This window comes from Burkholderia sp. AU45251 (assembly GCF_030482905.1).
In the GTDB taxonomy this organism is placed as follows: domain Bacteria; phylum Pseudomonadota; class Gammaproteobacteria; order Burkholderiales; family Burkholderiaceae; genus Burkholderia; species Burkholderia aenigmatica.
Window position 1 is genome coordinate 105750 of the sequence record NZ_JAUJQH010000004.1, and the last position, 25781, is coordinate 131530.

The 25781-nt window shown below is 64.9% G+C and carries 27 protein-coding genes and 1 pseudogene; 12 read left to right on the forward strand and 16 right to left on the reverse strand.

Annotation, left to right across the window (positions count from 1 at the left end; all coding sequences use genetic code 11):
* Positions 1-651 (reverse strand): BON domain-containing protein, encoded by a 651-nt coding sequence (locus QZM67_RS12015; RefSeq protein ID WP_301803113.1) that lies wholly within the window; start codon positions 649-651, stop codon positions 1-3.
* 230 nt (positions 652-881) lie between these two features.
* On the opposite strand from QZM67_RS12015, the gene QZM67_RS12020 reads away from it, so the two are divergent.
* Positions 882-1547: a nitroreductase family protein gene (locus QZM67_RS12020; protein WP_301803116.1), complete on the forward strand. Its 666-nt coding sequence runs from the start codon at positions 882-884 to the stop codon at positions 1545-1547.
* 105 nt (positions 1548-1652) lie between these two features.
* On the opposite strand, the gene QZM67_RS12025 is transcribed toward QZM67_RS12020, so the two are convergent.
* The 4 genes from QZM67_RS12025 to QZM67_RS12040 all read right to left on the reverse strand — a co-directional run bounded on the left by QZM67_RS12025 (position 1653) and on the right by QZM67_RS12040 (position 3692).
* Positions 1653-2087: an Hsp20/alpha crystallin family protein gene (locus QZM67_RS12025; RefSeq protein WP_301803119.1), complete on the reverse strand. Its 435-nt coding sequence runs from the start codon at positions 2085-2087 to the stop codon at positions 1653-1655.
* 180 nt (positions 2088-2267) lie between these two features.
* Entirely contained in the window at positions 2268-2543 is a 276-nt protein-coding gene (locus QZM67_RS12030) for a DUF1488 domain-containing protein (protein WP_301803122.1), read from the reverse strand.
* 64 nt (positions 2544-2607) lie between these two features.
* Positions 2608-3075, reverse strand: a complete 468-nt coding sequence (locus QZM67_RS12035; protein ID WP_301803125.1) for a universal stress protein — start codon at positions 3073-3075, stop codon at positions 2608-2610.
* Between the two features lie 143 nt (positions 3076-3218).
* On the reverse strand, positions 3219-3692 hold the full coding sequence (locus QZM67_RS12040) for a hypothetical protein (RefSeq protein WP_301803762.1): 474 nt from the start codon (positions 3690-3692) through the stop codon (positions 3219-3221).
* 570 nt (positions 3693-4262) lie between these two features.
* On the opposite strand from QZM67_RS12040, the gene QZM67_RS12045 reads away from it, so the two are divergent.
* Together QZM67_RS12045 and QZM67_RS12050 are read left to right on the forward strand one after the other, a co-directional pair.
* Positions 4263-4562: a hypothetical protein gene (locus tag QZM67_RS12045; RefSeq protein ID WP_301803128.1), complete on the forward strand. Its 300-nt coding sequence runs from the start codon at positions 4263-4265 to the stop codon at positions 4560-4562.
* A gap of 239 nt (positions 4563-4801) precedes the next feature.
* The gene (locus QZM67_RS12050; RefSeq protein WP_301803130.1) at positions 4802-7138 is read left to right on the forward strand and encodes an HAD-IC family P-type ATPase; all 2337 of its coding nucleotides are present in this window, start codon (positions 4802-4804) and stop codon (positions 7136-7138) included.
* A 67-nt stretch (positions 7139-7205) separates the two neighbouring features.
* On the opposite strand, the gene QZM67_RS12055 is transcribed toward QZM67_RS12050, so the two are convergent.
* Positions 7206-7955 (reverse strand): energy transducer TonB, encoded by a 750-nt coding sequence (locus QZM67_RS12055; RefSeq protein ID WP_301803133.1) that lies wholly within the window; start codon positions 7953-7955, stop codon positions 7206-7208.
* A 635-nt stretch (positions 7956-8590) separates the two neighbouring features.
* Between QZM67_RS12055 and QZM67_RS12060 the strand changes: the two genes are divergently transcribed.
* A complete protein-coding gene (locus tag QZM67_RS12060) occupies positions 8591-10195 on the forward strand; it encodes a bifunctional aminoglycoside phosphotransferase/ATP-binding protein (protein WP_301803136.1) in 1605 nt (534 codons plus the stop codon).
* A gap of 69 nt (positions 10196-10264) precedes the next feature.
* Here QZM67_RS12060 and QZM67_RS12065 read toward each other — a convergent pair whose 3' ends face one another.
* Positions 10265-10714: a CBS domain-containing protein gene (locus QZM67_RS12065; protein WP_301803766.1), complete on the reverse strand. Its 450-nt coding sequence runs from the start codon at positions 10712-10714 to the stop codon at positions 10265-10267.
* Positions 10715-11028: 314 nt separating this feature from the next.
* On the opposite strand from QZM67_RS12065, the gene QZM67_RS12070 reads away from it, so the two are divergent.
* Positions 11029-11622, forward strand: coding sequence for a rhomboid family intramembrane serine protease (locus tag QZM67_RS12070; protein ID WP_301803139.1), 594 nt, complete (start codon positions 11029-11031; stop codon positions 11620-11622).
* 33 nt (positions 11623-11655) lie between these two features.
* Here the strand turns inward: QZM67_RS12070 and QZM67_RS12075 are convergent, their stop codons facing one another.
* The 4 genes from QZM67_RS12075 to QZM67_RS12090 form a co-directional block, all read right to left on the reverse strand.
* A complete protein-coding gene (locus QZM67_RS12075) occupies positions 11656-11811 on the reverse strand; it encodes a hypothetical protein (protein ID WP_301803142.1) in 156 nt (51 codons plus the stop codon).
* Positions 11804-12238: a CBS domain-containing protein gene (locus QZM67_RS12080; protein ID WP_301803144.1), complete on the reverse strand. Its 435-nt coding sequence runs from the start codon at positions 12236-12238 to the stop codon at positions 11804-11806. The genes QZM67_RS12075 and QZM67_RS12080 overlap by 8 nt, the downstream gene beginning before the upstream one ends.
* Positions 12239-12476: 238 nt before the next feature.
* Entirely contained in the window at positions 12477-13121 is a 645-nt protein-coding gene (locus tag QZM67_RS12085) for a hypothetical protein (protein ID WP_301803147.1), read from the reverse strand.
* A gap of 100 nt (positions 13122-13221) precedes the next feature.
* Positions 13222-13593: a hypothetical protein gene (locus QZM67_RS12090; protein ID WP_301803150.1), complete on the reverse strand. Its 372-nt coding sequence runs from the start codon at positions 13591-13593 to the stop codon at positions 13222-13224.
* Positions 13594-13776: 183 nt separating this feature from the next.
* Here QZM67_RS12090 and QZM67_RS12095 point away from each other — a divergent pair, with 183 nt between their 5' ends.
* A complete protein-coding gene (locus tag QZM67_RS12095; protein WP_301803153.1) occupies positions 13777-14196 on the forward strand; it encodes a hypothetical protein in 420 nt (139 codons plus the stop codon).
* A gap of 247 nt (positions 14197-14443) precedes the next feature.
* On the opposite strand, the gene QZM67_RS12100 is transcribed toward QZM67_RS12095, so the two are convergent.
* On the reverse strand, positions 14444-14977 hold the full coding sequence (locus QZM67_RS12100) for a flavodoxin (RefSeq protein ID WP_301803155.1): 534 nt from the start codon (positions 14975-14977) through the stop codon (positions 14444-14446).
* Between the two features lie 145 nt (positions 14978-15122).
* On the opposite strand from QZM67_RS12100, the gene phaZ reads away from it, so the two are divergent.
* Positions 15123-16337 (forward strand): polyhydroxyalkanoate depolymerase, encoded by a 1215-nt coding sequence (phaZ, locus tag QZM67_RS12105; RefSeq protein WP_301803158.1) that lies wholly within the window; start codon positions 15123-15125, stop codon positions 16335-16337.
* 8 nt (positions 16338-16345) lie between these two features.
* Here the strand turns inward: phaZ and QZM67_RS12110 are convergent.
* A pseudogene (locus QZM67_RS12110) lies at positions 16346-16729 on the reverse strand (putative PEP-binding protein); the annotation flags it as partial.
* A 93-nt stretch (positions 16730-16822) separates the two neighbouring features.
* Here QZM67_RS12110 and QZM67_RS12115 point away from each other — a divergent pair.
* From QZM67_RS12115 to QZM67_RS12135, 5 genes are all read left to right on the forward strand, one after another.
* The gene (locus QZM67_RS12115) at positions 16823-17095 is read left to right on the forward strand and encodes a metal/formaldehyde-sensitive transcriptional repressor (RefSeq protein WP_301803162.1); all 273 of its coding nucleotides are present in this window, start codon (positions 16823-16825) and stop codon (positions 17093-17095) included.
* 8 nt (positions 17096-17103) lie between these two features.
* A complete protein-coding gene (dmeF, locus tag QZM67_RS12120) occupies positions 17104-18375 on the forward strand; it encodes a CDF family Co(II)/Ni(II) efflux transporter DmeF (RefSeq protein ID WP_301803165.1) in 1272 nt (423 codons plus the stop codon).
* Between the two features lie 3 nt (positions 18376-18378).
* On the forward strand, positions 18379-18591 hold the full coding sequence (locus tag QZM67_RS12125) for a DUF1289 domain-containing protein (protein WP_301767232.1): 213 nt from the start codon (positions 18379-18381) through the stop codon (positions 18589-18591).
* Positions 18592-19024: 433 nt separating this feature from the next.
* Positions 19025-19858, forward strand: coding sequence for an HAD-IC family P-type ATPase (locus QZM67_RS12130; RefSeq protein WP_301803168.1), 834 nt, complete (start codon positions 19025-19027; stop codon positions 19856-19858).
* A 429-nt stretch (positions 19859-20287) separates the two neighbouring features.
* The gene (locus QZM67_RS12135) at positions 20288-20599 is read left to right on the forward strand and encodes a DUF4148 domain-containing protein (protein WP_301803171.1); all 312 of its coding nucleotides are present in this window, start codon (positions 20288-20290) and stop codon (positions 20597-20599) included.
* Between the two features lie 142 nt (positions 20600-20741).
* Here the strand turns inward: QZM67_RS12135 and QZM67_RS12140 are convergent, their stop codons facing one another.
* The 3 genes from QZM67_RS12140 to QZM67_RS12150 form a co-directional block, all read right to left on the reverse strand.
* Positions 20742-21551, reverse strand: coding sequence for a response regulator (locus QZM67_RS12140; protein ID WP_367620441.1), 810 nt, complete (start codon positions 21549-21551; stop codon positions 20742-20744).
* Positions 21552-21642: 91 nt separating this feature from the next.
* Positions 21643-24711: an efflux RND transporter permease subunit gene (locus tag QZM67_RS12145; protein ID WP_301803174.1), complete on the reverse strand. Its 3069-nt coding sequence runs from the start codon at positions 24709-24711 to the stop codon at positions 21643-21645.
* Positions 24708-25739, reverse strand: coding sequence for an efflux RND transporter periplasmic adaptor subunit (locus QZM67_RS12150; protein WP_301803177.1), 1032 nt, complete (start codon positions 25737-25739; stop codon positions 24708-24710). Before QZM67_RS12150 ends, QZM67_RS12145 begins: the two co-directional genes overlap by 4 nt.
* Between the last annotated feature and the right edge of the window lie 42 nt (positions 25740-25781).

The following is a 25781-nucleotide window of genomic DNA, read 5'->3' on the forward strand; positions in this document are numbered from 1 at the left end:
TTACTCGACGACCAGGTCGTCGACGACGGCGCGCACGCCGCGCGCCGACCATGCCGCCCCGCGCACGGCCTTGCGCTCGGAGAACGAGCCGACCTTGCCCGACAGCCGCACGGTGCCGTCGCGCACCTCGATCGCGATGTGCTTCGCCTCGCGCTCCGCATGGCGCATGATCGCGCGCTTGATGTTGCCGCCGATGTCGGCCGAGCCGATCGTCCCCTGCACCGCGATATGATCGGTCACGCCGGTCACGCTGCGCATCTGCGAGATCGCCCGCACGGCCAGATGGCTCTGGTACGCCCATTCGACCCGACCGGACAGCGTGATCCAGCCATGTTCGACCTGTACCTTCACCGTGTCGTCATGCAGCCCGACCGTCCAGTGCAGCACCGAACGCACCGCGTTCGCGATGTCCTCGTCGGTGCGGACGTCGTCGTCCGGCAGATGCACGGTCATATCGACGACGAGCGCCTTGACGCCGGCCACGCGGTTCGCCGCCCGCTCGATCGCCAGTTTCTCCGCATAGCTCGGCGGGTGGCCCGAAAGCGTCACGATTCGGTTGACGACCTCGACACCGATACGTGTCGCGTCGATCGCCGGGTCGGACTCCAGTTCGTCCTGAACGTCCTGCTTCAACTGCTTGTCGGTCTTCATCGCCTGCACTCCCGTGAGCCGCGGCGCGCCAGTCCGCCGCATATCTCCAGATTTGCACACGCGCGGCCAGGGATCGCTGATGCAGGTCAACGGACGCCGCTCGACGCACATCGCAGCCAGCCGTGGCATCGCTTGACGAAGGTCAAGCCGACGCGGCCCGGCCGACTTATCGTGAGATCGCCGATGCGCGACGTCCCAGGCAAGCACGGCGATGCTCCAAGGAGACTCACATGACGGAACAGCAACTGTTGGCCTATTCGCCGGCGCCACCGGCACGGCCGGTATCGCCACAGGGCGAATCCCCGGCCCTCATCGACCTGCCGCATCCGGACCTCGACAGCGGGCCGCCCTTGATGACGGCACTCGCCGCCAGAATGAGCGCCCGCGAATTCGCCGCCACGCCGCTGCCGCCCGCGACGCTCGGCGCGATGCTGTGGGCCGCGGACGGCGTCAACCGGCCTGCCGGCGGCGGCCGCACCGCCCCGTCCGCGCATGCGTTCAACGAAATCGACGTGTACGTCGCGCTGCCATGCGGCGTCTATCGCTACGACGCGCCCGCGCACCGGCTCGTGCTGAAACACGCGGTGGATGCCCGCAACCTCACGGGTTACCAGGACTTCGTCGGCCGCGCGCCGCTGGATCTCGTCTACGTCGTGCGCACCTCGGCGATCCTCGACATGCCGCCGCAGCAACGCGACGTGTTCTCTGCAATCGCGGCCGGCGCCATCGCGCAGAACGTGTCGCTCTATTGCGCGGCCGCCGGGCTCGGCACGGTCGTACGTGGCTGGATCAACCACCGTGCGCTTGCCGACGCGCTGCGGCTGAACGAGGACGAGCTCCCGATCCTCGCGCAGACGGTGGGCTACCGGTCGGGCGGCACGGCATCGCATGCATGAGCGTTCGCGCGACCGCTTCAATAAAGACGGCGCGCGGATCGCTCCACGCGCCGTTACCTCCCTTCGGACGACGCGTGCCCGCATCGCCCACAGTCTGCCGTCCGATCAGCTGATGGCCAGTTTCTTCTGCGCGACCGGCGCCTTCTTCGGCAGCGTCAGCGACAGCACGCCGTCCTGGTACGTCGCCGTTGCGTTCGCGTCGTCGATCTCGCCCGACAGCGAGAACGAACGGCTGATCGCGCCGCTGTAGCGCTCGCGCCGGATCACGCGCTCGCCATCCTTCTGCTCCTTGTTGCGCTCGATCTTCGCGTTGATCGATACGGTGCTTCCCGTCACCTGGACGTCGATGTCGTCCTTGGCGACGCCCGGCAGTTCCGCGTTGACCTTGTACGCATCGTCGCTTTCCGTCACGTCGATCTTCATCGAGGCCAGATCGGGCTCGTCCGTCAGCGTCATCCCGCGCAGCGGCCTGAACAGCCCCTGAAACAGGTCGGCGACGGGTTCGATCGAAAACGGATCGTAACGCGTGACATTGCTCATGGTTCGTACTCCTTGAACGATAGACAGGCGACCCGCGCGTTCGTCCCGCCCGCGCGACGCCATGATGAAGACCGGATTGGCTCGGCACCGTGTGCCATGCAACGGACGAACGATCATCAGGATTCCAGCGTAACTTCCCACATCGGCACGCGCTTGATGCGCGTCAACGACTGCGGGCGCTCACGTGCAGAACCGGAAATAGCCGCTGTGGAGCAGGATCGGCCGACCGTCCATCTCCTCGAGCAGGCAGCGCGCGGCGCGCTCGATCGCGGGACGGTGGCGGGCAAACGCATCCACGAGATCCTGCTCGCGCGGCGACGCCGCGCGGAAGTGATCCTCCAGCGCTGCCGCGGTAATCGCGCAGTGCACGCGGCGGCCTTCGACCAGCGCCGGAAAGGTCAGTGCCGGATCCATGCCGCAATACGTCGGATGTTCGGAAGGAAAGGAGATCTGCATGATGGTCACCTCGACAGGTTGCGCGCGGGCGGGCGCCGGCTGGCGGCGCACCGAGCATGCGGCCCTACGCCGCCGCGGCCGGTGCGGCGTCGCTGCCGCGCACGAGCAGGACCGGGCAGCTCGATCCGCGCAGGAAACGTTCGGCGACGCTGCCGAGGAACAGCCGCTGGACCCCGCGTCGCCCGTGGGTACCAACCACGGCGAGATCGATCGACCGCTCGGCGACGTAGCGCTGCAGCCGTTCGGCGACACTCTCGCCGATCTCGGTCTCGATGAGTTCCGTCTCGCCGTTAACTGCCGCGTGCGCGATGGTCCGTTCCTCGCGTCGCAGGACCGACGCGCCATCGCGCCGGATCTCGGCGAGCAATGCATCCGGGTCCATGCGTCCGCCGAACGTGATCAGCAGCGACTTGTCGACGACGAAAACGGCGAACAGGCGAGCACCGCACGATCGCGCCACCTTCAGGCCCTCGTCGAGCGCCCGTTGCGATGAAGGGCTGCCGTCCACGGCGACCATGATGTTCGTGTACATACCGACCTCGCTGGATGAACCGACGCGCCGGCGGCGTTCGGATTGGTTTTCATCATCGGCGTTCGCCGCACGCGGGCGTTGACGGAGGTCAACGGTTCGAAATCACACGAAAACCGGCAGGCGCCCGGGCACGAAATGCCGGATCATCGCGGCGCGGCCAACGCCGGCGCATCCGACGAACGCGCCGGGTTCACATAGGCCCCGAAGCCTCGCTCGATGTCGAGGATCCTCGTCGCGCACGCGTCATACCGCCAGCCCGGGCCGCCATCGCTGTCGTACATGCCTTTGCACATCGCCTTGAGCCGGATCACCGAAGCCCCGCCGCCCGAGGCCGTGCGGGAAGCCCACAGATAGACTTCCCCCGCCAGAAACGGAGGCGCCGTTTCGATCGTGTCCGCCCCGGCGCGCGTGATCCGGGTCGACGAATGCGCTTCAACATAGCGGCGCGCAAGGCGCCATGCACGGTCGCACTCGGCGGGTGTCGAACACTGTAGCGCCGCGGCCTGACGCGTCGCGAACAATTGCGTTTCCGTCGACCGGAAGGACGCGCTCCGTTCCGCCTCCGCGCACGCGGCCAACGCAAGCAGCACGCCGATCACCCACACCCGTTTATTCATCGTCACTGCCCAGCAACGCATCGATTTCCGCTCGCATTCGGGCGGCATGAATCCGCTCGACAACCATCCGGCCGTGCGATGGCTGACCGGCCGCATTCAGCACGCGGTCACGTGACGCATCGCCCGAACGCCCGAATCGACTGTATGACCGTCATGGGAAATGCGGTTGACCTGGGTCAATCGCCTGCCGGTGCGGGGCGGAAAGCACGAGCCGGAAGGGTGTCGAAGACGGGGGGCTTTTGATTCCCATGCGTTTTTTGACCGCCCCCCGTTCTGCGTACCGTTGGACACATGCAAACGACCTGGAAACCGTCATGTCCAGAGCAAACAGGTTCACCGTTTCGTTCCTGGTCGGCGTCATTCCGAGATACAGAAGCGAGCTAAAGCGCGCGGAATCACGCTCCCTGACGCCCCCCATGCGCGGCATGCATCGCGGGCAAGGAATGGGTATGGGGCCGGGCTACATGCACGGCAAGCCTGTTGGCCCTGCAATCGGTGCCACCGGCCAATGATCGTGTAGCTCGGCGTGGTTGCATCGATTTCGTCGTCAGCCGGCCGCGAAAACCCCAGATGCAGTCCACCGAACGCCGGCCTCATGCGCCGCTGCAATTCGCCGGCCGCGTACCGGCCGAAAGAAAGGACCGTTCGCACCATCTGCGCAGATCGTCGTCGATGGTCGTGCCACCGTATTCGATCGGTAGCACGGTGCGCCGGGCGGCATGGCTATGCGCCCCCCTCAACAGCCTTCCCGGCAAGAATCCATTCAGCGATCGGCCCATTCGGTTGACGTGTATCAAGCGTCGCAAATCCGCCGATCACACGATAGCTGTCACGAGCACGCTTCCTGTTGAAGAGGGGGTGCCCTACTGACGCCACACCGCCGAAGCAAGTCAATCCCGTCCCGTAGGCTGTCGATCAAGCCGCCGTGATTGAACCGATCACCCGGTTGCGGCGTGTCTTATGGAGACACGAATTGCCATCGTCGAAGCGTTTTAGCCGAACTGGCGGTAATGCCGGTTCTACAGAGAAGCGACTACCGCATGCCGCATGTCACCGTGCCCCCTCCGCAGTCTGACCCAGGGTAGCCCGGTATCGAAGGTGCCTCGTCCATGGAAGAGACTTTGACGCCGGAATCGACTACCGGCCTGTCGACTACCGAAGCGCGCGAGCGCGCGAACGAATTCGGACCGAACACGATCCACGAACAGCCGACGCCATACTGGCGTGTGCTGTTGCCCAAGTTCTGGGCACCGGTGCCCTGGCTACTGGAAGTGTCCATCGTGTTGCAGATTGGCGTGGGCGCTTACGTCGAGGCGGCTGTTGTCGGCGCACTGCTCGTATTTAACGCTGTACTCGGCATCGTTCAGGAGCACAGAGCCGGCGTCGCGCTCGCGGCACTCAAACAAAGACTCGAACCGACCGCACTCGTTTGTCGCGACGGCCAATGGACACGCGTGTCTGCCGCGGATCTCGTGCCTGGTGACGCAGTGCAGCTCGCGCTTGGGGGCGTGGTGCCTGCAGACGTGCGCGTGACAAAGGGCGCAGTGATGGCGGATCAATCGATGTTGACCGGAGAGTCAGTTCCCGTTGAGGTTCCGCTTGGCGGGACGGTCTATGCCGGCTCGCTCGTCAGGCGCGGCCAGGCGACGGGCGTGGTCACGGCGACGGGCGCACGCACTTACTTTGGTCGCACCGTCGAACTCGTTCGGATCGCACACGCACCGAGTTCCGAACAGCACGCGGTGCTCGCCGCAGTAAAGGGCCTCGGACTCGTCAACGGCATCATCGCGCTCGTGTCGGTGGGATATGCGTATCTTCTCGGGTTTCCAGGTGCCGAACTGATACGACTTGCGCTCACGGCTTTGCTGGCAACGGTACCGGTGGCGCTGCCGGCGACCTTCACGCTTTCCGCCGCACTCAGTGCACTCGCGCTGAGCCGTCGCGGTGCATTGCTCACGCGTTTGTCTGCGGTGCACGAGGCAGCAGCCATGGACGTGCTCTGCTCCGACAAGACTGGCACGCTCACTCAGAATGCACTCGAAGTCGCGGAAATCTCGCCAATGCCGGGCTTCGATCGCGAGCGGCTGCTGTGTCTAGCCGCAATGGCCAGTTCTCGTAGCGGTGACGATCCGCTCGATGCAGCCGTTCAGCTAGCTGCAGCCTCGTTGATTGCCGAACGACCCGATCAAGAACCGACGCGCTTCGTCCCGTTCGATCCGGAGACGAAAATAGCGGAAGCCTATCTGTCACATGACGGCCATGAGCCAATGCGTGTCGTAAAGGGCGCGCTACAGGCGGTCGAGCAGATTGCTGACGTAGCGCCAGGCGCACGTGCGAAGTCCGACGAGCTTGCCCATCAAGGTCACCGCATCATTGCGGTGGCGGTGGGAGCAATGGGCAGTTCGATGCATCTGGCAGGACTGATCGCACTGAGCGATCCCCCACGTACTGATTCAGCCGAACTTATCGGAGCGCTCAAGAGGCTCGGCGTTCGTACAATCATGGTTACGGGGGATTCAGCCGCCACAGCCTCCGCCATTGCCGGGAAAGTGGGCCTTCGGTCGACACCGTATCCTGCCGCAGCCTCATACCATCACACCGATCTCCAACAATTCGACGTCTACGCCCGTGTACTGCCAGAGGAGAAGTACCGCCTCGTGGCGGAGCTACAAGATAGCGGACACGTTGTCGGTATGTGCGGAGATGGAGCCAATGATGCGCCCGCATTAAGTCAGGCGCAGGTCGGGATCGCAGTTTCGTCCGCCACGGATGCGGCGAAGGCCGCCGCCGCGGTCGTTCTGACGGAACCGGGGTTGGCAGGTATTCTCTCGACGATCCAGGAAGGTCGCTCCGCGTTCCGGCGTCTTCTGGCCTATGCATTAAACATGCTGGTGAAGAAGATCGAGGTCGTTTTGCTGTTGGCCTATGGTCTTGTGGCTGTCCATCGCGCGTTACTCACCCCGATGATGATGGTACTGCTGCTCGTCACAAACGACTTCCTGACGATGTCTTTGACGACAGATCGGGCAAGACCGGCGCCGGCGCCATCTATTTGGCACATGCGCCGCATCGTCACCGCAGCCACAATTTTCGGGAGCTGCAAGCTGCTCTTTTCCGGCATCATCGTGACCGCCGGTGTGTTGTACATTCGATTGCCGATCAGCGAATTGCAAAGTCTGAGCTTCCTTGCGATCGCCTTCGGCAATCAGGCGGTTCTTTATGTATTACGCGAGCGCGGCCATCTCTGGCATTCACTGCCGAGCCGATGGCTGCTGCTGTCGTCTGTGATCGACATCACGATCGTCTCGGTGCTCGTACTGTCAGGTACGCTGATGGCCGCGCTGCCATTGTCACTAGTGGGAGCGGTTACAATGACCGCGATCGGGTTCGCGCTGCTTCTGGATCAGCTGAAGATACCGGTCGAAGCGGTGCTGCGGCTCGGCTAGGCCGAGCGAACCAGGCTTGGCGATAAGGAGGTGGGCAGATATCCGACCGATCGCCTGCGCGTATCCCTCAGCCCTTCGGTTGAAACGTAAGAACGATGCTCGCAGGCGTCGCGCCATCGATATCCCGTGGCATCGGATCCGTCCTCTCGACGGCGGCGAGGACGGCACGGTCCCACCGAGGGTTACCGCTGGAACGTTGCACCCTGACACTGAGTAGCGCCCCGCTGGGCGCGCACGTGACAGCGATGACGGCAGATGGATTGCCCGGAGTCTCGAACGGCGCGACGAAGTTGGCCCGCACCTGAAGAGCTACCGTCTCTGCGTAGCCCCGCGACGCAGCAACGCCACTATTCCGCATAGGCTTGCCGGCGATGTCCTCCAGCGCGACGAGCCGCGCGGCGCGCTCCTGCTCCATTTCACTATCTGCTTGCGTAGCAACGGTGGTGGCGTTCGATAACGGGATCCGGCGTGCTGCGATCGTGCTGATCCGCAAGGCTGGCGCCTTTAGATGCTGGGGTTCGATGTTGATCCTGGGATGATGGCGGACAACGGGCACCAGCGCGTTCGAAGCGCCGAGCTCGGTAGATGGAGTCGGAACGCGTAATGCCCGCGCCTGCGCGGAAGTGGTCAACCGCAATGGCACGCCGGGCTCGTCAATCACCGTGTTCGCGCCAGTGGGAGTGTGGTGCTGCCGCAGGCCCGCGCTGAAAATCACCATCGCCGCGAGCAGGACGTGCAGAGCAACCGCCAGTCCACACGCTCGCCCCGTGCCGCGCTCGCGCGGCGGCCAAACAGGCAAGTCCGATTTCGTGCTCATGGCTGCTCAGCGCCGGCCTGCACTCCCGTGGGTGCGCCTCGAACCGGTGCTCCGTTCTCTACCAATTCCAGTCTAGTCGGGACACGCAAGTAATTCACAAGGGGTGACCGCTGGCAGACTTCCGGCGACCGTGCGACAGCGTTTGACGCCCTCTTGCAAGAACGTAGGAACGATGCCCACCGACGTTGCCCCGTTTTTCCATCATTGCCCCACGTTGGCTGGTCGCGGGGAGTGGCAAGCAGGAGGCATCAAAGAGGCCAGCCAGGAAACTATTGAATGAATTGAAACTTCTATTGGGTCCGGACCGAAAACCCTTTCGCACCTGGATCTGGCCACCCCTGTAAGTCGTACGAGAATCAAGGGGAGGACAAGACTTGAATGCAGGCGGCGTTGCGTCGATACCGCGCAGGCACCGGCCCGCGAAACACCGTCCGGCGCGCGCGACCGCGACCGGCTTGACGCGCATCAAGCCGGAACGGGCGCCGGTCGGCTGCAATAGGGGGCGTCGCACACGTCACTGCGGGCCTGCCGGCCCGAACCCGCGACATCGAGCAGACGGGAACGTACCGTTTCCGTTCGACACCCACCCGCCAGCGCGGCGACATGCAGGCGCCCTGCCCATCGATCCGCTCACCATGTCCCGAACGCCACGCCTGCCCTTCAAGTCAAGCCGCGGAGCCGCACGACGCGAGACCCTGCAATTCGATCGCGCATTGCGTCGGACCACCACCTATCCCCATCCCGCCGGCCGGATCGAACGGATCGAAACGCACCTGTCCGTCGTGTATCTGGCAGGGCGTTACGCGTACAAGCGCATCAAGCCCGTCCGCTTCGCATTCGTCGACCTCGTGCGCCCCGCGCAGCGGCGCCGCTGCGCACTTGCGGAGTGCACGCTCAACCGGCCGTTCGCCGGCCCGTTGTACCTGGGCGTCTGGCCGCTCGTCGCGCATGGCCGGCGCAGTGTCTTCGGCCCGCCCGTGCCGACCGCCGCGCGCCGGCAACGACGCGCCGCGGTACCGGACGAGTACGTGGTGCACATGCGCCGGTTCGATGCGGAGGCGATGCTGTCGGTGCGCAGTGCATCGCACGACGCGGGGCTGGCGGATGCGGACGCACTCGCGGATACACTGGCCCGGCATCACCTTCACGCGCCCCGCCGTGCGCCACACGGCCACCCTGGCAGCGCGGCCAGTGTCGCGGCGCAATGCCGGCCGTTGTGCGACACGCTCGACGTCACCGTGCCCGGGGAAGCCGCGCTGCGCCGCTGGTACGAGGCCGAGCTGGCACGCATTGCACTGCAGCTTTCCGAGCGGCATGCGCACGGCTTCGTACGCGCGTGCCACGGCGACCTGCATCTCGACAACGTCGTCCGCTGGCGCAACCGCATCCTGATGTTCGACTGCATCGAGTTCGACGACACGCTGCGCTGGATCGACGTGGCGAGCGATCTCGCATTTGCGCTGATGGATTATTCCGCCCGCGGGCGAGCCGACTGCGCCCACCGCCTCCTGTCCGCATGGCTCGCCCGCACGGGCGACCATGCGGCGCTGGGCGTGCTGCCGTGCTACTTCGTCTATCGCGCGCTGGTGCGGGCGATGACCGCGCGGCTGCGCGGCGACGAAGCAGCGCGCGGCCGCTATCTGCGGATTGCGTCGGACATGGCGCGAACGCGGCGCGATACGCAACCGGCCTTGCTGCTGTGTCATGGCGTATCCGGCTCGGGCAAATCGGTTGCCAGCCGCGCGCTGGCGGAACAGATCGGCGCGATCCGGCTGTCCAGCGATGTCGAGCGCAAACGCGACGCCTGTGCGCCGGAGCACACCCGGCTGTCCGCCGCCGCGTACTCGGACACGGCAGTCGACGCGACCTACGACAGACTCCGTGAGCAGGCCGGCGTGGTCCTCGCCAGCGGCTACACGGTGATCGTCGACGCGACGTTCCTGCGCCGGCACAACCGGGCGGCCTTCACCTCGCTCGCCACGCAACTCGGCGTGCGCGTCGCGATTCTCGATTTCACCGCGAACCGGGCAACGCTCGCCGCGCGTGTCGCGGCCCGGGCCGCGCTCGGGCGCAATGCGTCCGACGCCGACACAGCCGTACTGGCCCGCCAGATCGGGCATGCCGAGCCGCTGGCCGGATCCGAGGCCGCGATCGCGATCCGGTTCGAGACCGACTGCGACGTCGCGGCATACGGTGACCGTGCATTCTGGGCGCCGTTGTTCGCCGTGCTACGCACATAGCCGCGCGGTGCGTGGCGCCCGGGGAACGGCGCCCACACCCACGACGGGCGCAGGGCCGGCAACACGTCGTTACGCGCGGAAACGCTGCTCCTCGATCTGCTGCAGCTTGCCGACTTCCGCGACACCGCCGAGCAGCCCCGCAAGATGCTCGACGATATCGTCGAGCGTCACGATGCCGGCGAGACGGCCCTCATCGTCGACCACCGGCAAGCGCCGAATGCCCGACCGGCGCATCTCCTCGAGCGCGACGCCGATTTCGTCGGTGTCGGACACGACGACCAGGCCCCGCGACATGATCTGGCCGGCCGTCACGGCGCCGGGATCATCGCCGCGGGCCATCACCTCGATCACCAGGTCGCGGTCGGTGACGACGCCGATCGGGATGGCATCGCCCTCGCGATACTCGATGACGACGATATCGCCGACATGCGCGTGCCGCATGCGATCCGCCAGTTCGAGCGCACTGCATTCGACGGTGCAGGATTCGACCGGCCGGGTGCTGATTCTTCCGATGTGCATGATGAGGCTCCTGTCGTGCTTTCGGTGAAGGCCACGCACGCGACCCGCCCGGCGGCGGCGCATGCATCCCGGGTTCAGGGTAAGGGGGGTGGCCCGGGCAGGCTTGACGCACGTCAACGTGCCGCACGCCCTTGCGACTGACGAGGCCCGGCACGCCGGAGGTCGCCGCGGCAGGTTCCAGTCGACCGCCTTCCATGACTTGCCGCAACGACCGTGCACGGCGCGCGGCTAACTTGACGGTATGTCACGACGCTCGATGACGGCCGCGCCGCTGCCGCGCAACGTTGCGTTGATCCCGTGGATGCCGTTGCCCCATGACTTACGCATTGATTCTGGTGAACCTCGCCGTATTCATCGCCGAAGCAAGCGGCGGGTCGCTCCTCGTCGACCTGTTCGCGCTGTGGCCGCCCGCGCGGCCGGGTGCGCCCGTCACACCGGATTTCCACGTCTGGCAGTTGCTGACCTACAGCATGCTGCACGCCAGTCTCGCGCACATCGCGTTCAACATGTTCGGTCTCTACATGTTCGGACGCGACGTCGAACGCGCGCTCGGACGCGCACGCTTTCTCGCGCTCTATCTGGCGAGCGTGCTGGCCGGCGGCGTCACGCAGCTTGCGGTCGTGCAGATGCTGCCACCCAGCGGCGCGCCGACCGTCGGCGCGTCGGCGGGGGTGTTCGGCGCGCTGATCGCCTATGGCGTGCTATTTCCGAAACGGCGCGTCGTGCTGCTGTTTCCGCCGGTGCCGATGCCGGCATGGCTCTTCGCCACCAGCTATGCATTGACCGAGCTGCTGGCCGGTCTCGGCGGCGACACGAGCGGCGTCGCGCACTTCGCCCACCTGGGCGGCATGCTCAGCGCGCTCGTTTGTCTCGCCGTCTGGAGAAAGCGCGGGGACGTGCGCGCGTAGCACCGGCTCCCGCCATTGGCGGAAACCGGCCTCCTAGATGCGCAGCGTCTGATCCGCACTGCGCGGATCGAGACGATCCTCGAGTTCCAGTTCGAAACGCTCACGCGGCGCGGCGTTGACCGCGATCAACAGCATGTCCGCGGCACGACCGGCAGCGCACGTGATCCGGTCGCGCACCGCATCATCCACGCTGCTTCTCCTCGAAATACGGCTGGCGTGCTGCTACAAGGCGTAGTTCGTCGAGCAGCGCCGCGGCCGCGCGCAGCAAGTCGTCGAGCGACACGATGCCGACCAGCTCACCGACGTCGCCAACCACCGGCAGCTGGCGCATCCGCTTCGCGAGTAGCCAGAGATCGTCGTCGATGTCCGCGACGGCAACGGGGGCCGACATGATGTCGCCGACGAACAGCGAACCGGCCGGTGCGTCGGGGCCGACGACGGCAAGCACGATGTCCCGGTCGGTCAGCATGCCGACCGGCTCGCATCGTCCTTCCCTTTCACGTACGACGACCAGGTCGCCGGCGTGTGCATCGCGCATCATCGCGGCCGCCTCGACGACGGTCGTCTGCGCGGAACACATGGCGACTTCGCGGGTGCAAAACATCTCGGCATTCATGTTCCCTCTCCCTGTCCGGGCGACACGGATCGTCGGTCGACGCCCGCCGCCGCCCGACGATTCACGCAACGGCCATTCGATCGACCCCGTCGTGCATGGCATCGATCGATGGATCCCGCCCGAGCGCCCGCGCGACGTCCTTCTTCAGTTCGCCGCCGTTTTTCATGGTCACGGACTGCTGCCCGTATCCCATGACGACAACCGTAAATCCGGCAGCATCGCCGGCGCTTGATGCAGGTCAGCGGGGCGCGCGCTGAGGCGTCTCGCTCGAGGTCCGGCCCGCCATCGTGAAATCGGCATGGCGGCTGCATCGCGGCTGATCGCGCTCGGCGAGCCGCGACACCATCTGCCGCCCCCGATCCGACAGGCGCACGTGCGCCTCCGCGAGCGGCCCAGCATCCAGCCGGACGAGGCCCCGGTCCGCAAGACAATGAAGATCGGCCGGGTCGCCCTGCTGACGTCGCGGTTCGCTGGCGAGCACCATCAGGATCGCGATTTCGTGGGGACTCAACAGGCGGTCGCCGTCGGTGTCGACCGGACGATTCCGGTACGGTGCGGCGGGCGTTACCTTCGGCGTCGCCTCGCCGGGCAGCGTGATGATCTGAAGATTCGACGTGTGCGCGAACAGTGAAGGCATGACGGAGATCCGAATCATGAACGTGAAAACGCAGACGGCACGGTGCGTGTCGGTCCTCGATCGTGATCGACACGCGCGAACCTCGATCATCGCGCTTGCAGCGCGAGCGGTCTTGATGCAGGTCAGCAAGCACACGCATGCCCCCGAAACTACCGGCGATTCGTCTGACGCAATGCCATCCGAAGCCTCGATTCGCGAGCCTGTCAGGAACCCGTCAAGTTGATCGTTTAGCCTTTCGTCGCCCAAGCGAAACACCGCGATGCTATACGCATCTTCACGTAGGCTTTTCGGGTCTTCGCTCCCGCCTTCATCTCATCAACGAAGCACTCCGAATCATCTTGTTTTCTCAGATGAAGAGGATGTCGTGTATGGCTTGCGTGAGGTCAATGCGCAACGGACAGCGGGAATCCACCATGCACCACCATCCTGCAGAGGTCCGTACATGAACTGATATTACGAAGTCGAACGTGAACTCGCCCATATCGAAGGATCCATTCGCCTGCTCGAACAGACACGACACGACTTCCATACGAAGACGTCGATCAGCGATCCCGCGTACTGGCGCGCAAGACTGCACGCCGTCAGGGTGACGGCCGAGCAGAACAAGACGCTGTTGCGCCGCACCGCCGAAATCCTCGCGCTCCTCGAACGATTCTGATTTGTTCGCGCCGCCCGCTTGCATTCCCGATGCGCGCCGATCGGACGATTCGGGCGACATGAACCTGGAACGGGCGGCATGCCTCGATCCATCCATCGAAGCCTTCCCGATCGGCGCGCTCGATCGCATTCGGATCGGCCCGTGCAACCGCGCTTGACCTCCATCAACGCTTCGTCGCTGCATCGCTCATAGATTGCAAGGAAGCACGCGGAACGATTCGCTCCGCGAATCCGGAAGCCGACCATGCCGAACGAAACCGAAGCGCGCCACGCGTTGCTCATGCATCTTGGCAGAATCTTGAGAACCCTCAGTTGCGTGCTCGAATACGAGCCGGACGACAGGACGATCGACTCGCTGCTGGCGGCCCAGCCGATGCTCGCCGACGTGCCGCTTCTGAATCACGTGTTCGCGCACATGACCGTGCGCGAATTCACGCACGCGGTTCTCCACGCCTACTGCCTGTGGCCCCAGCATTTACTCGACGATCCGCTCGACCGCGACGCACTTGCCGGCCCTGTGTGCGCGTGGCTGTTCGCCGGCAACCCGGGAGGCTGGGCGCGCTACGTCGCATCGCTCGGCGCCGGAGTCCCGTGGTTCGGCCAGGGCCTCGCGCCGTCGCCGTCGTCCAGCCGGCGTTCGGTTCGGGCAGCACCGGTCGAGTGATTACCGTTCACGCGTGGCGTGCGAGCACGTCAAGCGCCGCGTCGCAGCCCGGTTCGCACAACGCCGGGATCGAAGCATCGGAAAACTCGAAATCGCACACGCAGCCCTACCGGGTTGCGGCAGGATCGTCCGGGACGATCCTGGACACACTACCGGCACGCAAGTGCTCATCAGCCTCTTCGTGCCGCATTGCACGCGCCGCCGATCTGCACATGATCGAAGTCGCGCTCGCCCGCCGTGCGGGCCATCACGTTGCCCGCTCCACACTCGCGCGATGCTCGCGGACGGTCAGCCGCCGATCGATCGACCGGGCGAAACGGGCGAGCTTCCGGGAGGCAACGCCGCGACCGATATCGCGCGCGGAAATCGCGCACGTCGCGACCGGCTTTTGCCGTGCCAGCGCCTGCATCTGTGCGAACGCCGTCAGGTCGCCACGCAGGCCCATCGTGCAGAAGAACGCGGTCGCGCGCAGTTCGTGCCCGTGACGGGCCAGCCAGGTCGACATTGGCGTCGATGCGCGCCCGGCCCATATCGGCGTGCCGAGCACGACCACGTCGTAAGCCGATGGCGAACAGGCGGTCGGCCGCAGGTCCGCGTCGCGCTGGCGAATCACGTCGGCGAGCGAACGCAGATAGCCGATGGCCCCTGCGCGCCGTCGATCGTCGTGCTCCCGCAGCCGTACGCAATCCGCGCCGAGCTCGGCGGCCAGCCGGCGCGCCTGCCCCGCCGTCGTTTCGCTGCGCGAGTAGAAAACGACAAGCATGCGTCGAGAAGCGTCCATGATCTGCTCCGTGCTTCCGTCCAGGATCCGAAGATCAGCTTATGCAGGCTCGGGTGAGCCGACGCTGATTCAGGTCAACCCGCCGCCGCGCAATCAGGCGACAGTAGACCTGTCCGAATTCCCGGCGGCTTCTTGCCGACGCGCCATGTGGTATGACCTGATCGAACGGCAACGGCAATGGTTGCGTACATGGGACGCGGCGGCACGATTCGCGCGCGGTCTCTGGCCCGGTGCGGCGGCCGCGTGCTACGCCGATCTGCTCGAGCCCCTGCTCGACCTGCATGCCGGCGCGCCACGGTTCGCGATCGACGCGATCGCCTCGGACGGACGACGATTCGACGTCGACGAAACGATCGCCACGCATACCCCGTTTTGCGCGCTGCGCCGTTTCACGCGCCCCGGTGCGCCGCGAGTAATCCTGCTGTGCGTGCCGCTGGCCGGCCATGCGGCCGTGATGATGCGCGAGACGGTCGAGACGCTGCTGGCCGATGGTGACGTGTGCATCACCGACTGGATCGATGCGCGTGACGTGCCGCCTGACGCGGGTCGATTCGGTCTCGACGAATACGTGGCGATGCTCGACGGCTTCATCGATGCGCTGGTGGCCGACGCGCGGCCCGTGCACGTGGTCGCCATCTGCCAGGCGACGGTTCCATCGCTCGGCGCATTCGCGCTGCGCGCGCAACGCGGGGCCGTCGTGCCGGCGAGCCTGACGCTGATCGGCGGTCCGCTCGATGTCCGCATCAATCCGAGCGCGCTCGGGATCGCAGCCAGCTCGCATTCGCTCGCATGGTGCCGCTCCACGTTGATCGACACGGTACCGCCCGGCTACGCCGGACACGGGCGGCAGGTTTTTCCGGCCTATCTGCAGCGCGCCGAGATCTCGATCGCGTACCCGCAACGCTACATGACGCTGCTCGATCGCTACCGACGCGCGGTGACGTGCAGCGATGCCGACACACTCGCGCAAGCGTGCCGGGCATTGCGCGAATACCTGACGCTCCTCGACATGCCCGCCGAGTACTTCCTCGACACGGTCGACATCGTATTCCAGCGCGCCTGCCTCGCAACCGGCACCTGGGACGTTTGCGGCCAGCGTGTCGACCCCGCCGCGCTGCGCGCCACCGTGCTGATGACCGTCGAAGGCGGGCGCGATGCGATCACCGGTGCCGGGCAGACCCATGCCGCACTGGCCATGTGCAGCGGCCTCGCGGCGGATGCGCGAGAGAGCGTCGACATCGACGATTGCGATCACTACGGGCTATTCACGGATGAGCACTGGCGAACCGACGTTCATCCCGCCTTGCAGGCCGCATTTGCCCGGGCCGAAAGCGGCCGGCGGCGCCCGCGCGCGGCGTGACGCCGTCGTCAAGTCGACCGGACACGATCGCGCGGTCCGGCCCTCTGGCGCACCGGCACTGCCGCGCCGCTCATGCCTTCGGCGTGTTCGCGTGGCGACGCCCTCTGTTCCGCCGCCACGCGACGCTTGACCGCAATGAAACTGTCGGGGCTGGCCGACACCGAGTCGATACCGCAGGCAACGAGGAAATCGGCGAATTCCGGATGATCGCTCGGCGCATGGCCTCAGAGGCCCACCTTCGCTCCGACGTCGTGCGCGGTGGCGATCACGGGGGCAATCATCCACTTCACCGCGTCGTTCCGTTCGTCGAACAGGCCGGCCAGCTCGGCCGAGTCACGGTCGACCCCGAGCGTGAGCTGGGTCAGGTCGTTGCTGCCGATCGAAAACCCGTCGATCCCGCCAAAGACACTCGGATACAGCCAAATAAACGTATACCCCCCTATCCTATATGACGCTATACTCCCCTCCCGCATTGGAGGGAAGTCATGAGTCATACCATTCGCGACAAACAGAAGCTGCTGAACCGGGTGCGCCGCATCAAGGGGCAGATCGAGGCGGTCGAGCGCGCACTCGAGGACGAGCGCGGCTGCAACGACGTGCTGCAACTCATCACCAGTTGCCGCGGCGCGATGAACGGACTGCTGGCGGTCGTGCTCGAGGACCATATCCGCACGCATCTCATCGATGCCGAGGCGGATGGCGAACACGGCAGCGGCACCGAACAGTTGATCGAAGTGGTCCGCAGCTACTTCAAATAGAGGGAAGCATGAGCGATTTCAGAGATGCCGCGTTCGGCGCGGGACATGATCACATTTTTCTGGGTGCCTCCCACGAGCAGAACGAGCGCCGCACCTGGGCGGTGATCGCACTGTGCAGTGCCATGATGGTGGCCGAGATCGTCGGGGGCAGCCTGTTCGGCTCGCTGGCGCTCGTCGCCGACGGCCTGCACATGTCCACCCATGCGGGCGCCATGCTGATTGCGGCGCTGGCCTATACGTACGCACGCCGGCATGCGACCGATTCCCGGTTTGTGTTCGGTACAGGCAAGCTGGGGGACCTGGCTGGCTTCACCAGCGCCATCGTGTTGGCGATGATCGCCATCCTGATTGGCTACGAGGCGATCTCGCGCTTCTTTTCGCCGGTGCCGATCCACTTCGGTGAGGCGATCCCAATCGCGGTGGTCGGCCTGCTGGTCAACCTCGCGAGCGTCTGGCTGCTGAGCGGCGACCATCACGGCCATAGCCATGGACACAGTCATGGGCATGGACACGAACATCCGCACGACGACGAGGCGCAGCAGATCTTCACGCCGGCCGGCGTGTTTGCCGTTTCCGTCTTTGAAGACGGCGTACCTCCGGTGTTCCGAGTGACGCCCGAGACTGAACACTCACAGCTCGCTCCCGACGATGTCTCGGTCACGACCGTCCGGCCCGACGGGGTCCGCCAGTCGTTCACCTTCATCGCGCGGGGCGGCTACCTGGAATCCCGGGAAGAGATCCCGGAGCCACACGCGTTCACGGCGACGATCCAGTTACCCGACGGTCGCCACGAAATCGAATTTGTCGAGCATGAGCACGGCCACGATGACGCGCATACCGCGGCAGCCCGCGATCACAACATCCGGTCCGCGTATGTCCACGTGATCGCTGACGCAGCGGTGTCGGTGCTGGCCATTATCGGTCTGCTGCTCGCTCGAGCGTTTGGCTGGCTATGGATGGACCCGCTGGCGGGTGTGATCGGCGCGCTGGTGATCGCCAACTGGTCGTGGGGGTTGATGCGCGACACCGGCGGAATCCTGCTCGACATGAGCGTGGATCGCCACATGGCGGACAACGTGCGGCAGGTTATCGAGAGTCAGGGTGATCAGGTGCTCGACCTGCATGTGTGGCGGGTTGGGCCGGGGCACATGAGCGCGGTGGTCTCGGTGTCGACCGGCGAAGCCCGACGCAACGCGAGCTTCTATCACGCGGCACTTAAGCGCTTCAGGGGGCTGTCGCACGTGACGGTCGAGGTAAATCCGAACCCCGCGGCGGCTTGAGCCATGGCGGCCAAATCGCCCTGCATCGACATGTGCGCCTTCGACGGCCGGACGGGCTTCTGTCTGGGCTGTCTGCGCACGCGCGAGGAAAGTCGCGGCTGGCAGAAGATGACCGACCACCGGCGGCACCAGATCCTGAACGATCGGTCCCGCCGGCAGGCAAAGTTGTCGGGTAATGCCCGCGATCGTGGAGCAAAGCCGACCGGAGTGGACTGACGGAGGCAAAGGCTCGATTCTTGATGAGGGCGCGCGGGCAGGTCCGCCCCCCGACGGCGAGGGCTCGATGCCGACCGACCCAGCGCAGGCCGAGCTTCGATCCCCGGGGTACGCGCGTCAGCGGCCGGTCCCACGGGGTGGCTGAGGGCCGCCGAACCACGCAGCCGCCGGGCGGGCACGTCGACCACGACTTTGGTTGTGTGAGCACCAGCAAGCATGGGACTTTCGCACGATGTCCCTAAATGAAGGGAAACATAACAGTCCGGAACCTGGGCGCAATTAACGGAGTCGTCACACTGGCCGCGCTCGGCTACGCCGTAGGCGACTCGGCCGCGACGGCGACCGCTATTGCGCGAGCCGTCGGCCTGCGCTGCGCCCCGAGCCGGGTCCGCACGTTGATGGATCCAACCGTGCCGCACTATCGCGCTTCGATGTGTTCGCGCGCGTGTTGCCCGAAGACAAATATCACCTCGTACAGGCATTTCAGGCAAGCGGTCACGTCGTCGGCATGTGCGGCGACGGCGTCAACGATGCGCCTGCGCTGCGTCAGGCACAAGTCGGCATAGCAGTGGCGAGCGCCAGTGATGCAGCAAAGGCAGCCGCTGCGATCGTGCTTGCCGAGCCCGGGCCATCCGGGGTCGTTGCAGCCAGCACCGAGGGGCGAATGGCATTCCGCCGGTTGCTCACCTACACCTTGAACATGCTCGTGAAGAAAATCGAGGTCGTGCTGCTGATCGCGTATGGTCTCATCGCGCGACATCAACCGGTGATCACCTCGATGATCATGATCATCCTGCTCGTCACCAACGATTTTCTGACGATGTCGCTGACCACCGATCACGTTGAGCCGCAACGCGAGCCTCAGAACTGGAACATGAAGCAGATCGTCTTTATGGCGGCGTTCTTCGGCGGATGCAGGCTTGCGTTTTCGGCAGCGATCGTCGCAGTCGGTAGCCAACTGCCGCCGCACGCCGTACAGACATTGGGCTTTCTTGCCATCGCGTTCGGCAATCAATCGATGATCCATGTGCTCCGAGCGCAGAGCCATCTATGGGATTCAAAACCGAGTCGCTGGCTGGTCTTCTCGTCGGTTGTCGATACCACTATTGTCTGCGGCCTCGTGCTTTCGGGTGTGCTCGTGACCGCCCTTCCCCTTCCGTGGGCGCTCGGCGTTGGCATCGCGGCCGCAGGCTTCGCGCTTGTCCTCGATCAAGTCAAGATTCTCGCCAGTCGAGTGCCTGGTTTCGGGCACTGTATCGCTCGCTGACCCTCACACTAAGAGGTCAGTTTCAGCTTTACCCGATTCCTTGCAGCTTAAGGATAACTTAAGCATGGCATGGCAACGTGCATATGCCGCGCCGGTTCGATACCGTGCGGCTCTTGTTTCGTTCGTCCACGCAGAGTGACGGCAAACGTACCAAGCAACGATCGATTCATTAAATTCGTTGCTTGTCGTTCGCTGCGCTCGTTCGACCCGGTGCGAGTCCGGGTCTTTTTTTGCTCCGACATCTTTCCTGCAGCGATGGGCCGGCGCGAAACACCCACATGGACCCGCGGACCGCACATTCGCATTGCACCTTCGATTCGGCTCATCAACGTCATCGTTAACATTATCTTCAGTTCGGAAGGCGCATGCTGTTTCTACGGCATCGCACATCGTGTGACTGCTCTTCCCAACTCACTGGAGGTCACGACCATGAAACTCGCCATTCGAACCGTCATGCTGGCACTTGCGGTTGTTCCTGCACTTGCATTCGCGGGACAAGGTCTTACTCGGGCCGAGGTTCGTGCACAACTCGTTCAGATCGAGCACGCCGGATACAACCCGGCCCGCAAAGACATTCACTATCCGCAATCCATTCAGCAGGCAGAAGCGCGCCTGCACTCGTCCGAGTCGACTGACCAGGCAGACACAACAGGTTACGGTTCCGCACAATCTGCAGGTAGCAACTCGGGACATGCCCTCACGACACATGCCCCGTCTCGCTCGATTTATCTTCACCACTGACGACCTGTTCACGGCATCGTTTATCGTCCGGCCGGCAATCCATCGCCGTTCGGACGATACTGTTCCCCACCGTCAGCATGCCTGGCGAATCGTCATCGTCGTCTGCTCGTCCGCGTCAACGAAACAACGACAGAATATGAGTCTACGAGTGTGATCCGCATGAGCGCATTGCTCCACGAAAAGAAACTTCACCTGATATTCGACGTGAGCCTTTGGGTTCAAGGCAGTTTTCGCGCTTTCCGACGATCACTACCGACAAAGTAAAGGACGGCTTGAACTGAATCGATGTATTCAGGCGTTCTTTCAAACCATCCATCCCCCTGACGTCTCCGATGATCTCACCACCGAGTTTGCGCCGAAGCGAATAAATCCGATACTCGACAGCGCTGCTTTCGACCTCCTCGCCCCATCCATAAATACGATCCTCCAGATCGTTGCGTGACAGGATGCCCCCCGGACGCATGAGCAACGCGCGCAGCAGCGCGAACTCACGGTTGGTCAGCTGGAGTGGCGGGGCGCCATGAACCGATGCTTTGCGGGTTGCAGGATCGAGCGATACGGCACCGTTGCCCAGTGTCGGGCCGCCCCGCCGCTTTTTGCGTCGAAGCACCGCACGCAAACGTGCCAGCAATTCCGACATCTCGAATGGCCTCAGGACGTAATCGCCGGCACCGCCGCCTAGCCCTCGCAGCCTGTCGTCGAGCGCATCGCGGGCGGTGACGACCACGACCGGAACAGAATTTCCCGTCGCGCGAATGTCGGTCGGCAGGTCGAGCCCGTCCCTGCCCGGCAGCCCCAGGTCGAGCACCACGAGATCGTCATGCCGGGCCTCCGGCGCCGTGGAAGCCGACGTGCCGGTCCTGGCCCAGTCGACCGCGTAGGTCTCGTTCTTCAATGCATCCTGGACCGCTTCGCCGATCGTCGGATCGTCTTCGATTAGAAGTGCCCGCATTCGACTGCCTCGTCTTCGCGAGCCGATTCGGCACGCCGATTGCGCCGCATGCCATCGGGGGGCTACCGTGCCGGCAATCGCGGAAAATCGTTCAATTGCCCGACAGTCCTTCGGCCCCGGGTCGTGCAACCAGTACCCGCAACAGAACCGGCAGCACCAACAAAACCAGTGGAAGCTGTACGATGAGCCCCGAAATGATTGCCACCGCCAGTGGTTGCTGCATCGCCGAACCCTGACCGAGCGCGAACGCAAGCGGCAGCAATGCAAGGATCGCAGCGATCGTCGTCATCGCAATCGGCCGCAACCGGTTGCGGCCCGCAGCGAGCAGCGCGACGTCCGGCGCCATTGCTTCATCGCGCACGAGCGCCTGAAACTCCGATACATAGAAGATCGCGACCTCAGTCACGATCCCGACGATCATCGTCATCCCCATCATCGCCGAGATGTTCAGCTCGATGCCCGTCACCCACAGTCCGATGAAAACCGCACCGGTGGCGCACAGCGGCATCGCCATCACGGCGAGCGCGACGCGAAACCGCTCGTAGAGGAACAGCAGCAGCCCAAAAACCAGCGCCACGGCCGCACCGAACACCGCAAGAAGCCCGCGGAAAGCGATCTGTTGTTGCTGATACAGCCCACCGAGCTCGTAATAGACGCCCGACGGCAGCAGATTGGCCTCGCCGAGCGCACGCTGCACGTCCGCGATCGTCGAGCCCAGATCGCGTCCGTCGATTCGCGCGGTAACCGCCACCATCCGCTTCAGGTTGTCGCGGCTGATCTCCGGCTGACCGCTGACCGTGATGCGATCTGTCACCCGCTTGAGCGGAAACAGGTGCCCGTCAGGTGCGCGGATCTGCAGTTCGCCGAGCCCCGTGCCGTTCATGCTTGTCGCGTTCGCGACCCACACGCGCACCCCGACCGTCTTCGATCCCTGCTGGAATTGCGTCGCGACGTTTCCCTCGAGCAGATCCGAGACCTGCTGCGCGATCGCTTGCGGGTCCATGCCCTCGGCCGCTGAAGCATCGGGCCGGACGTGAAGGTCGAGTGCATCGCCTGCCGGGTTGATCCCGTCGTCGACGTCGACGATGCCCTGGATTTTTGCGATCCGGGCCGCGACTCGCCGTGCCGTTGATTCCAGCACGCGAGGATCGTCGGAATAGATCTTGATCTGCACCGGCTGCGGCACGGCGGTCAGGTCGCCAATGAGGTCCTCCATCAGTTGCGCGAGTTCGACGTTCACACCCGGTACATTCGCTTCGATCTTCGACCGGATCTCTTCCATCACGGTATCGATCGGCTCGCGGGAACCGGACTTCAACCGCACGAAGAAGTCGCCCTTGTTGGGCTCGTTGAGATCGCCGCCAAGGCCTGCGCCGGTGCGTCTCGAATAAGTCGCGACGTTGGAATTCTCGCGGATGATCGTCTCGACTTCCCGCATCAGGCGATCGGTTTCGGTGACCGAGGTTCCAGGTGCCGTGTGGTAGTCGAGTACGAATCCGCCCTCGTCCATCGACGGCATGAACCCGCTGCCCACCCGCGTGAATGCCACTGCGGCCACGATCAGCAGCGGCGCCACGCCGGCCAGGGCGAGAACCGGCTTGCGGCTGACGCGCTCGATCAGCGCCGCATAACGGGTGTTCATCCAATGCGACAGCCGCGACTCGCGGTGCTCTTCCGCATCGGCGGGTGTCAGCCAGTGATCGCACAGGATCGGGATGGCAAGCCAGCTCACAACGAATGAGATGAACAGCGCGCTTGCCATCGTGATCGACAGTGCCTTGAAAAACGCGCCCGTCACGCCCGACAGGAACGCAAGCGGCACAAAGATGATCAGTGTCGCGGCCGACGATCCGGCAAGCGGTCGCGTGAACTCGAGCGCCGCGCTCATCACGCGCCCGTGAAATGCATGAGCGCCGGCCTCGCGCATGCGGCGCGCGATGTGCTCGATCATCACGATCGCGTCGTCGATCACGAGCCCGACCGCCGCGGCCATCCCGCCGAGCGTCATGATGTTGAAGCCCATTCCGAATACGTCGAGCAGCAGGATCGTCGCGCTCATCACGACCGGCACCAGCGCAACGGCAATCGCCGTGATTTTCCAGTTGCGCAGGAACACGAACAGCGTGAATGCGGCCAGTACCACGCCGATCAGGATCGCGTCGCGCACACTCGACGCGGACGCGATCACCAGCTGACTCTGGTCATACCAATTCGCCAGATGCACACCCGGTGGCATCTGCTTCTCGAAAGCGGCCAGCTTCGTGCGGATCGCTGCGGCCATCGCGACGCTGTTCGCGCCCGGCTGCTGGAACACGTTCACCAGTACCGCGTCCTGCCCGTCCGCGGTGACGCGTATCCACTGCGGCACCGTGCCGCGCGACACCGTCGCGATGTCGCCGACGCGTACCTGATTGCCACCCGCAGACGACACGACTGCGTTGCGAAGCGTATCGAGTGACGTAATCGTGGTATCCGCGACAACCAGATACAGCTTGTAATGATCCTCGATCCGCCCGGTCGCCATCAGCACGTTGCCCGCGCCGATCGCCTTCGATACGTCCTCGACCGACAGCTTGTACGCGGCGAGCCGGGCCGGATCGATGGCGACTTGCAACTCGTCCTGAGCACCGCCGGTCACTTCGACGCGCGCGACGCCGTCGACCGACGACAGAAGCGGCCGCAACTGGAACTGCGCAAGGTCGCGCAGCTGTGCAAGCGACTGTCGAGACGACGTGAGGCTGTAGGCAAGCACCGGGAACACAGTAGGGTCCATCCGCTTCACCTGCATCTTCGTGCCGGGCGGCAGCGACGGCAGGATCTCGGCGATGGCCGACTGCGCCTGCAGCGTCGCCTGCGCCATGTCGGTGCCCCAGCCGAAGTTCAGCGAGATCTCGGCCGAGCCCCTGCTGGTCCTCGACTCGACGTCGCGCACGTTCGGTACGCGCCGCAGCGCTTCCTCGACCGGCATCGTGACAAGTGTCGCCATCTGCTCGGCCGGCCGGTCACCCGCGTCAAGCGATACGACCGCGCGCGGGAACGACACGTTTGGAAACAGCGAGATCGGCAGCCGAAAGGCCGTCAGCGCGCCGGCGGCCGCTAGCAGTGCCACGACAAACAGCAGCGATCGTCGATGCATCTGCATCCATTGCCCGAAATTCATTGGCGTGCGCCTCCGACCAGGCGCACCGCCATCCCGTCCTGCAGTTCGTAGTTGCCGCTGACGACCAGCGGTTCCGCCGCGACAAGCGGCCCGTCGACACCGTAGCGGTCGTCGCTTTCCACGCGCACCGTAACGTCGACGCGCTGCGCGGTGCGTTTCGGCGTCACCTGGAACACGTAAGCGCCCTTCGCGTCGCGCAACACCGCGGCCCGCGGCACCACCCACCACGTTCCGGTCTGCGTGGCAATCTCGGCGCTCACGCGCGTTCCCGGAATAAACGCGGTGCGGCCGAGCGGCACGTTCGCACCGACATTCACGAGCTGGCTCTGCGGATCGATTGCCGCACCCGCCACGACGACGCGCCCCGCCGGATTCGCGTGCTCGAGCGCGGTCGACAGCCCGTGCAGCACTACTGCATCTCCCGCGTGAATCGACGCCGCGGCCGACGGGTCGACACCGAGCGTCACATTCGCCTGCCCGCTCGATGCATTCGCGGCCGTCGCGAGCTGAGTGATCATCATGCCGGCCTGGATCTGGTCACCCGGGAGTACGGCCAGCTGCGATACGACGCCGGTGAACGGTGCGGCGATCGTCACGTCTCCGCCGTGCACCCCCAGTTGATGCTCGGCTGCCATTCCCTGCCGTGCGTCGCTCAGCGCCTTCTGCGCCGCTGCAAGCTGGGACTGCGTTGCGAGGCCGGCGGAGAACAGCGAGCGCGTACGCTTGAGTTCGCCATGCGCGAGCGTCAGCGCGCTCGCGGCCTGCGATGCGGCCAATACCGCAGCAGGATCGGCTCGCACGACGACGAGCGGCGCGCCGTTCGCCACCGTCTGGCCGGGCAGCACAAGCACTTTTCGAATGCGCACGGCATACGGCAGGTTGATCGAGACTACGCTCGACGATGATGCCGCGACGGTGCCGTACGCGCGCACCTGTTGCGAGATCGGCTCGCGGCGCACGGTCACGGCATCGACCGTCGCGGTGACGGGTTCGTCGGCACGCACCGGGCCGGCGCATGGGGCAAGCACGGCAAGCGCAGCGGCCAGGGCGGTCGCGCGGCGGCAGAGAGA

Bases quoted from the DNA above. Each gene is read 5' to 3' on its own strand.
- QZM67_RS12015 (WP_301803113.1), bottom strand. From the start codon at position 651: ATGAAGACCGACAAGCAGTTGAAGCAGGACGTTCAGGACGAACTGGAG.
- QZM67_RS12020 (WP_301803116.1), top strand. From the start codon at position 882: ATGACGGAACAGCAACTGTTGGCCTATTCGCCGGCGCCACCGGCACGG.
- QZM67_RS12025 (WP_301803119.1), bottom strand. From the start codon at position 2,087: ATGAGCAATGTCACGCGTTACGATCCGTTTTCGATCGAACCCGTCGCC.
- QZM67_RS12030 (WP_301803122.1), bottom strand. From the start codon at position 2,543: ATGCAGATCTCCTTTCCTTCCGAACATCCGACGTATTGCGGCATGGAT.
- QZM67_RS12035 (WP_301803125.1), bottom strand. From the start codon at position 3,075: ATGTACACGAACATCATGGTCGCCGTGGACGGCAGCCCTTCATCGCAA.
- QZM67_RS12040 (WP_301803762.1), bottom strand. From the start codon at position 3,692: ATGAATAAACGGGTGTGGGTGATCGGCGTGCTGCTTGCGTTGGCCGCG.
- QZM67_RS12045 (WP_301803128.1), top strand. From the start codon at position 4,263: ATGCAGTCCACCGAACGCCGGCCTCATGCGCCGCTGCAATTCGCCGGC.
- QZM67_RS12050 (WP_301803130.1), top strand. From the start codon at position 4,802: ATGGAAGAGACTTTGACGCCGGAATCGACTACCGGCCTGTCGACTACC.
- QZM67_RS12055 (WP_301803133.1), bottom strand. From the start codon at position 7,955: ATGAGCACGAAATCGGACTTGCCTGTTTGGCCGCCGCGCGAGCGCGGC.
- QZM67_RS12060 (WP_301803136.1), top strand. From the start codon at position 8,591: ATGTCCCGAACGCCACGCCTGCCCTTCAAGTCAAGCCGCGGAGCCGCA.
- QZM67_RS12065 (WP_301803766.1), bottom strand. From the start codon at position 10,714: ATGCACATCGGAAGAATCAGCACCCGGCCGGTCGAATCCTGCACCGTC.
- QZM67_RS12070 (WP_301803139.1), top strand. From the start codon at position 11,029: ATGACTTACGCATTGATTCTGGTGAACCTCGCCGTATTCATCGCCGAA.
- QZM67_RS12080 (WP_301803144.1), bottom strand. From the start codon at position 12,238: ATGAATGCCGAGATGTTTTGCACCCGCGAAGTCGCCATGTGTTCCGCG.
- QZM67_RS12090 (WP_301803150.1), bottom strand. From the start codon at position 13,593: ATGTCGCCCGAATCGTCCGATCGGCGCGCATCGGGAATGCAAGCGGGC.
- QZM67_RS12095 (WP_301803153.1), top strand. From the start codon at position 13,777: ATGCCGAACGAAACCGAAGCGCGCCACGCGTTGCTCATGCATCTTGGC.
- QZM67_RS12100 (WP_301803155.1), bottom strand. From the start codon at position 14,977: ATGGACGCTTCTCGACGCATGCTTGTCGTTTTCTACTCGCGCAGCGAA.
- phaZ (WP_301803158.1), top strand. From the start codon at position 15,123: ATGTGGTATGACCTGATCGAACGGCAACGGCAATGGTTGCGTACATGG.
- QZM67_RS12115 (WP_301803162.1), top strand. From the start codon at position 16,823: ATGAGTCATACCATTCGCGACAAACAGAAGCTGCTGAACCGGGTGCGC.
- dmeF (WP_301803165.1), top strand. From the start codon at position 17,104: ATGAGCGATTTCAGAGATGCCGCGTTCGGCGCGGGACATGATCACATT.
- QZM67_RS12125 (WP_301767232.1), top strand. From the start codon at position 18,379: ATGGCGGCCAAATCGCCCTGCATCGACATGTGCGCCTTCGACGGCCGG.
- QZM67_RS12135 (WP_301803171.1), top strand. From the start codon at position 20,288: ATGAAACTCGCCATTCGAACCGTCATGCTGGCACTTGCGGTTGTTCCT.
- QZM67_RS12140 (WP_367620441.1), bottom strand. From the start codon at position 21,551: ATGCGGGCACTTCTAATCGAAGACGATCCGACGATCGGCGAAGCGGTC.
- QZM67_RS12145 (WP_301803174.1), bottom strand. From the start codon at position 24,711: ATGAATTTCGGGCAATGGATGCAGATGCATCGACGATCGCTGCTGTTT.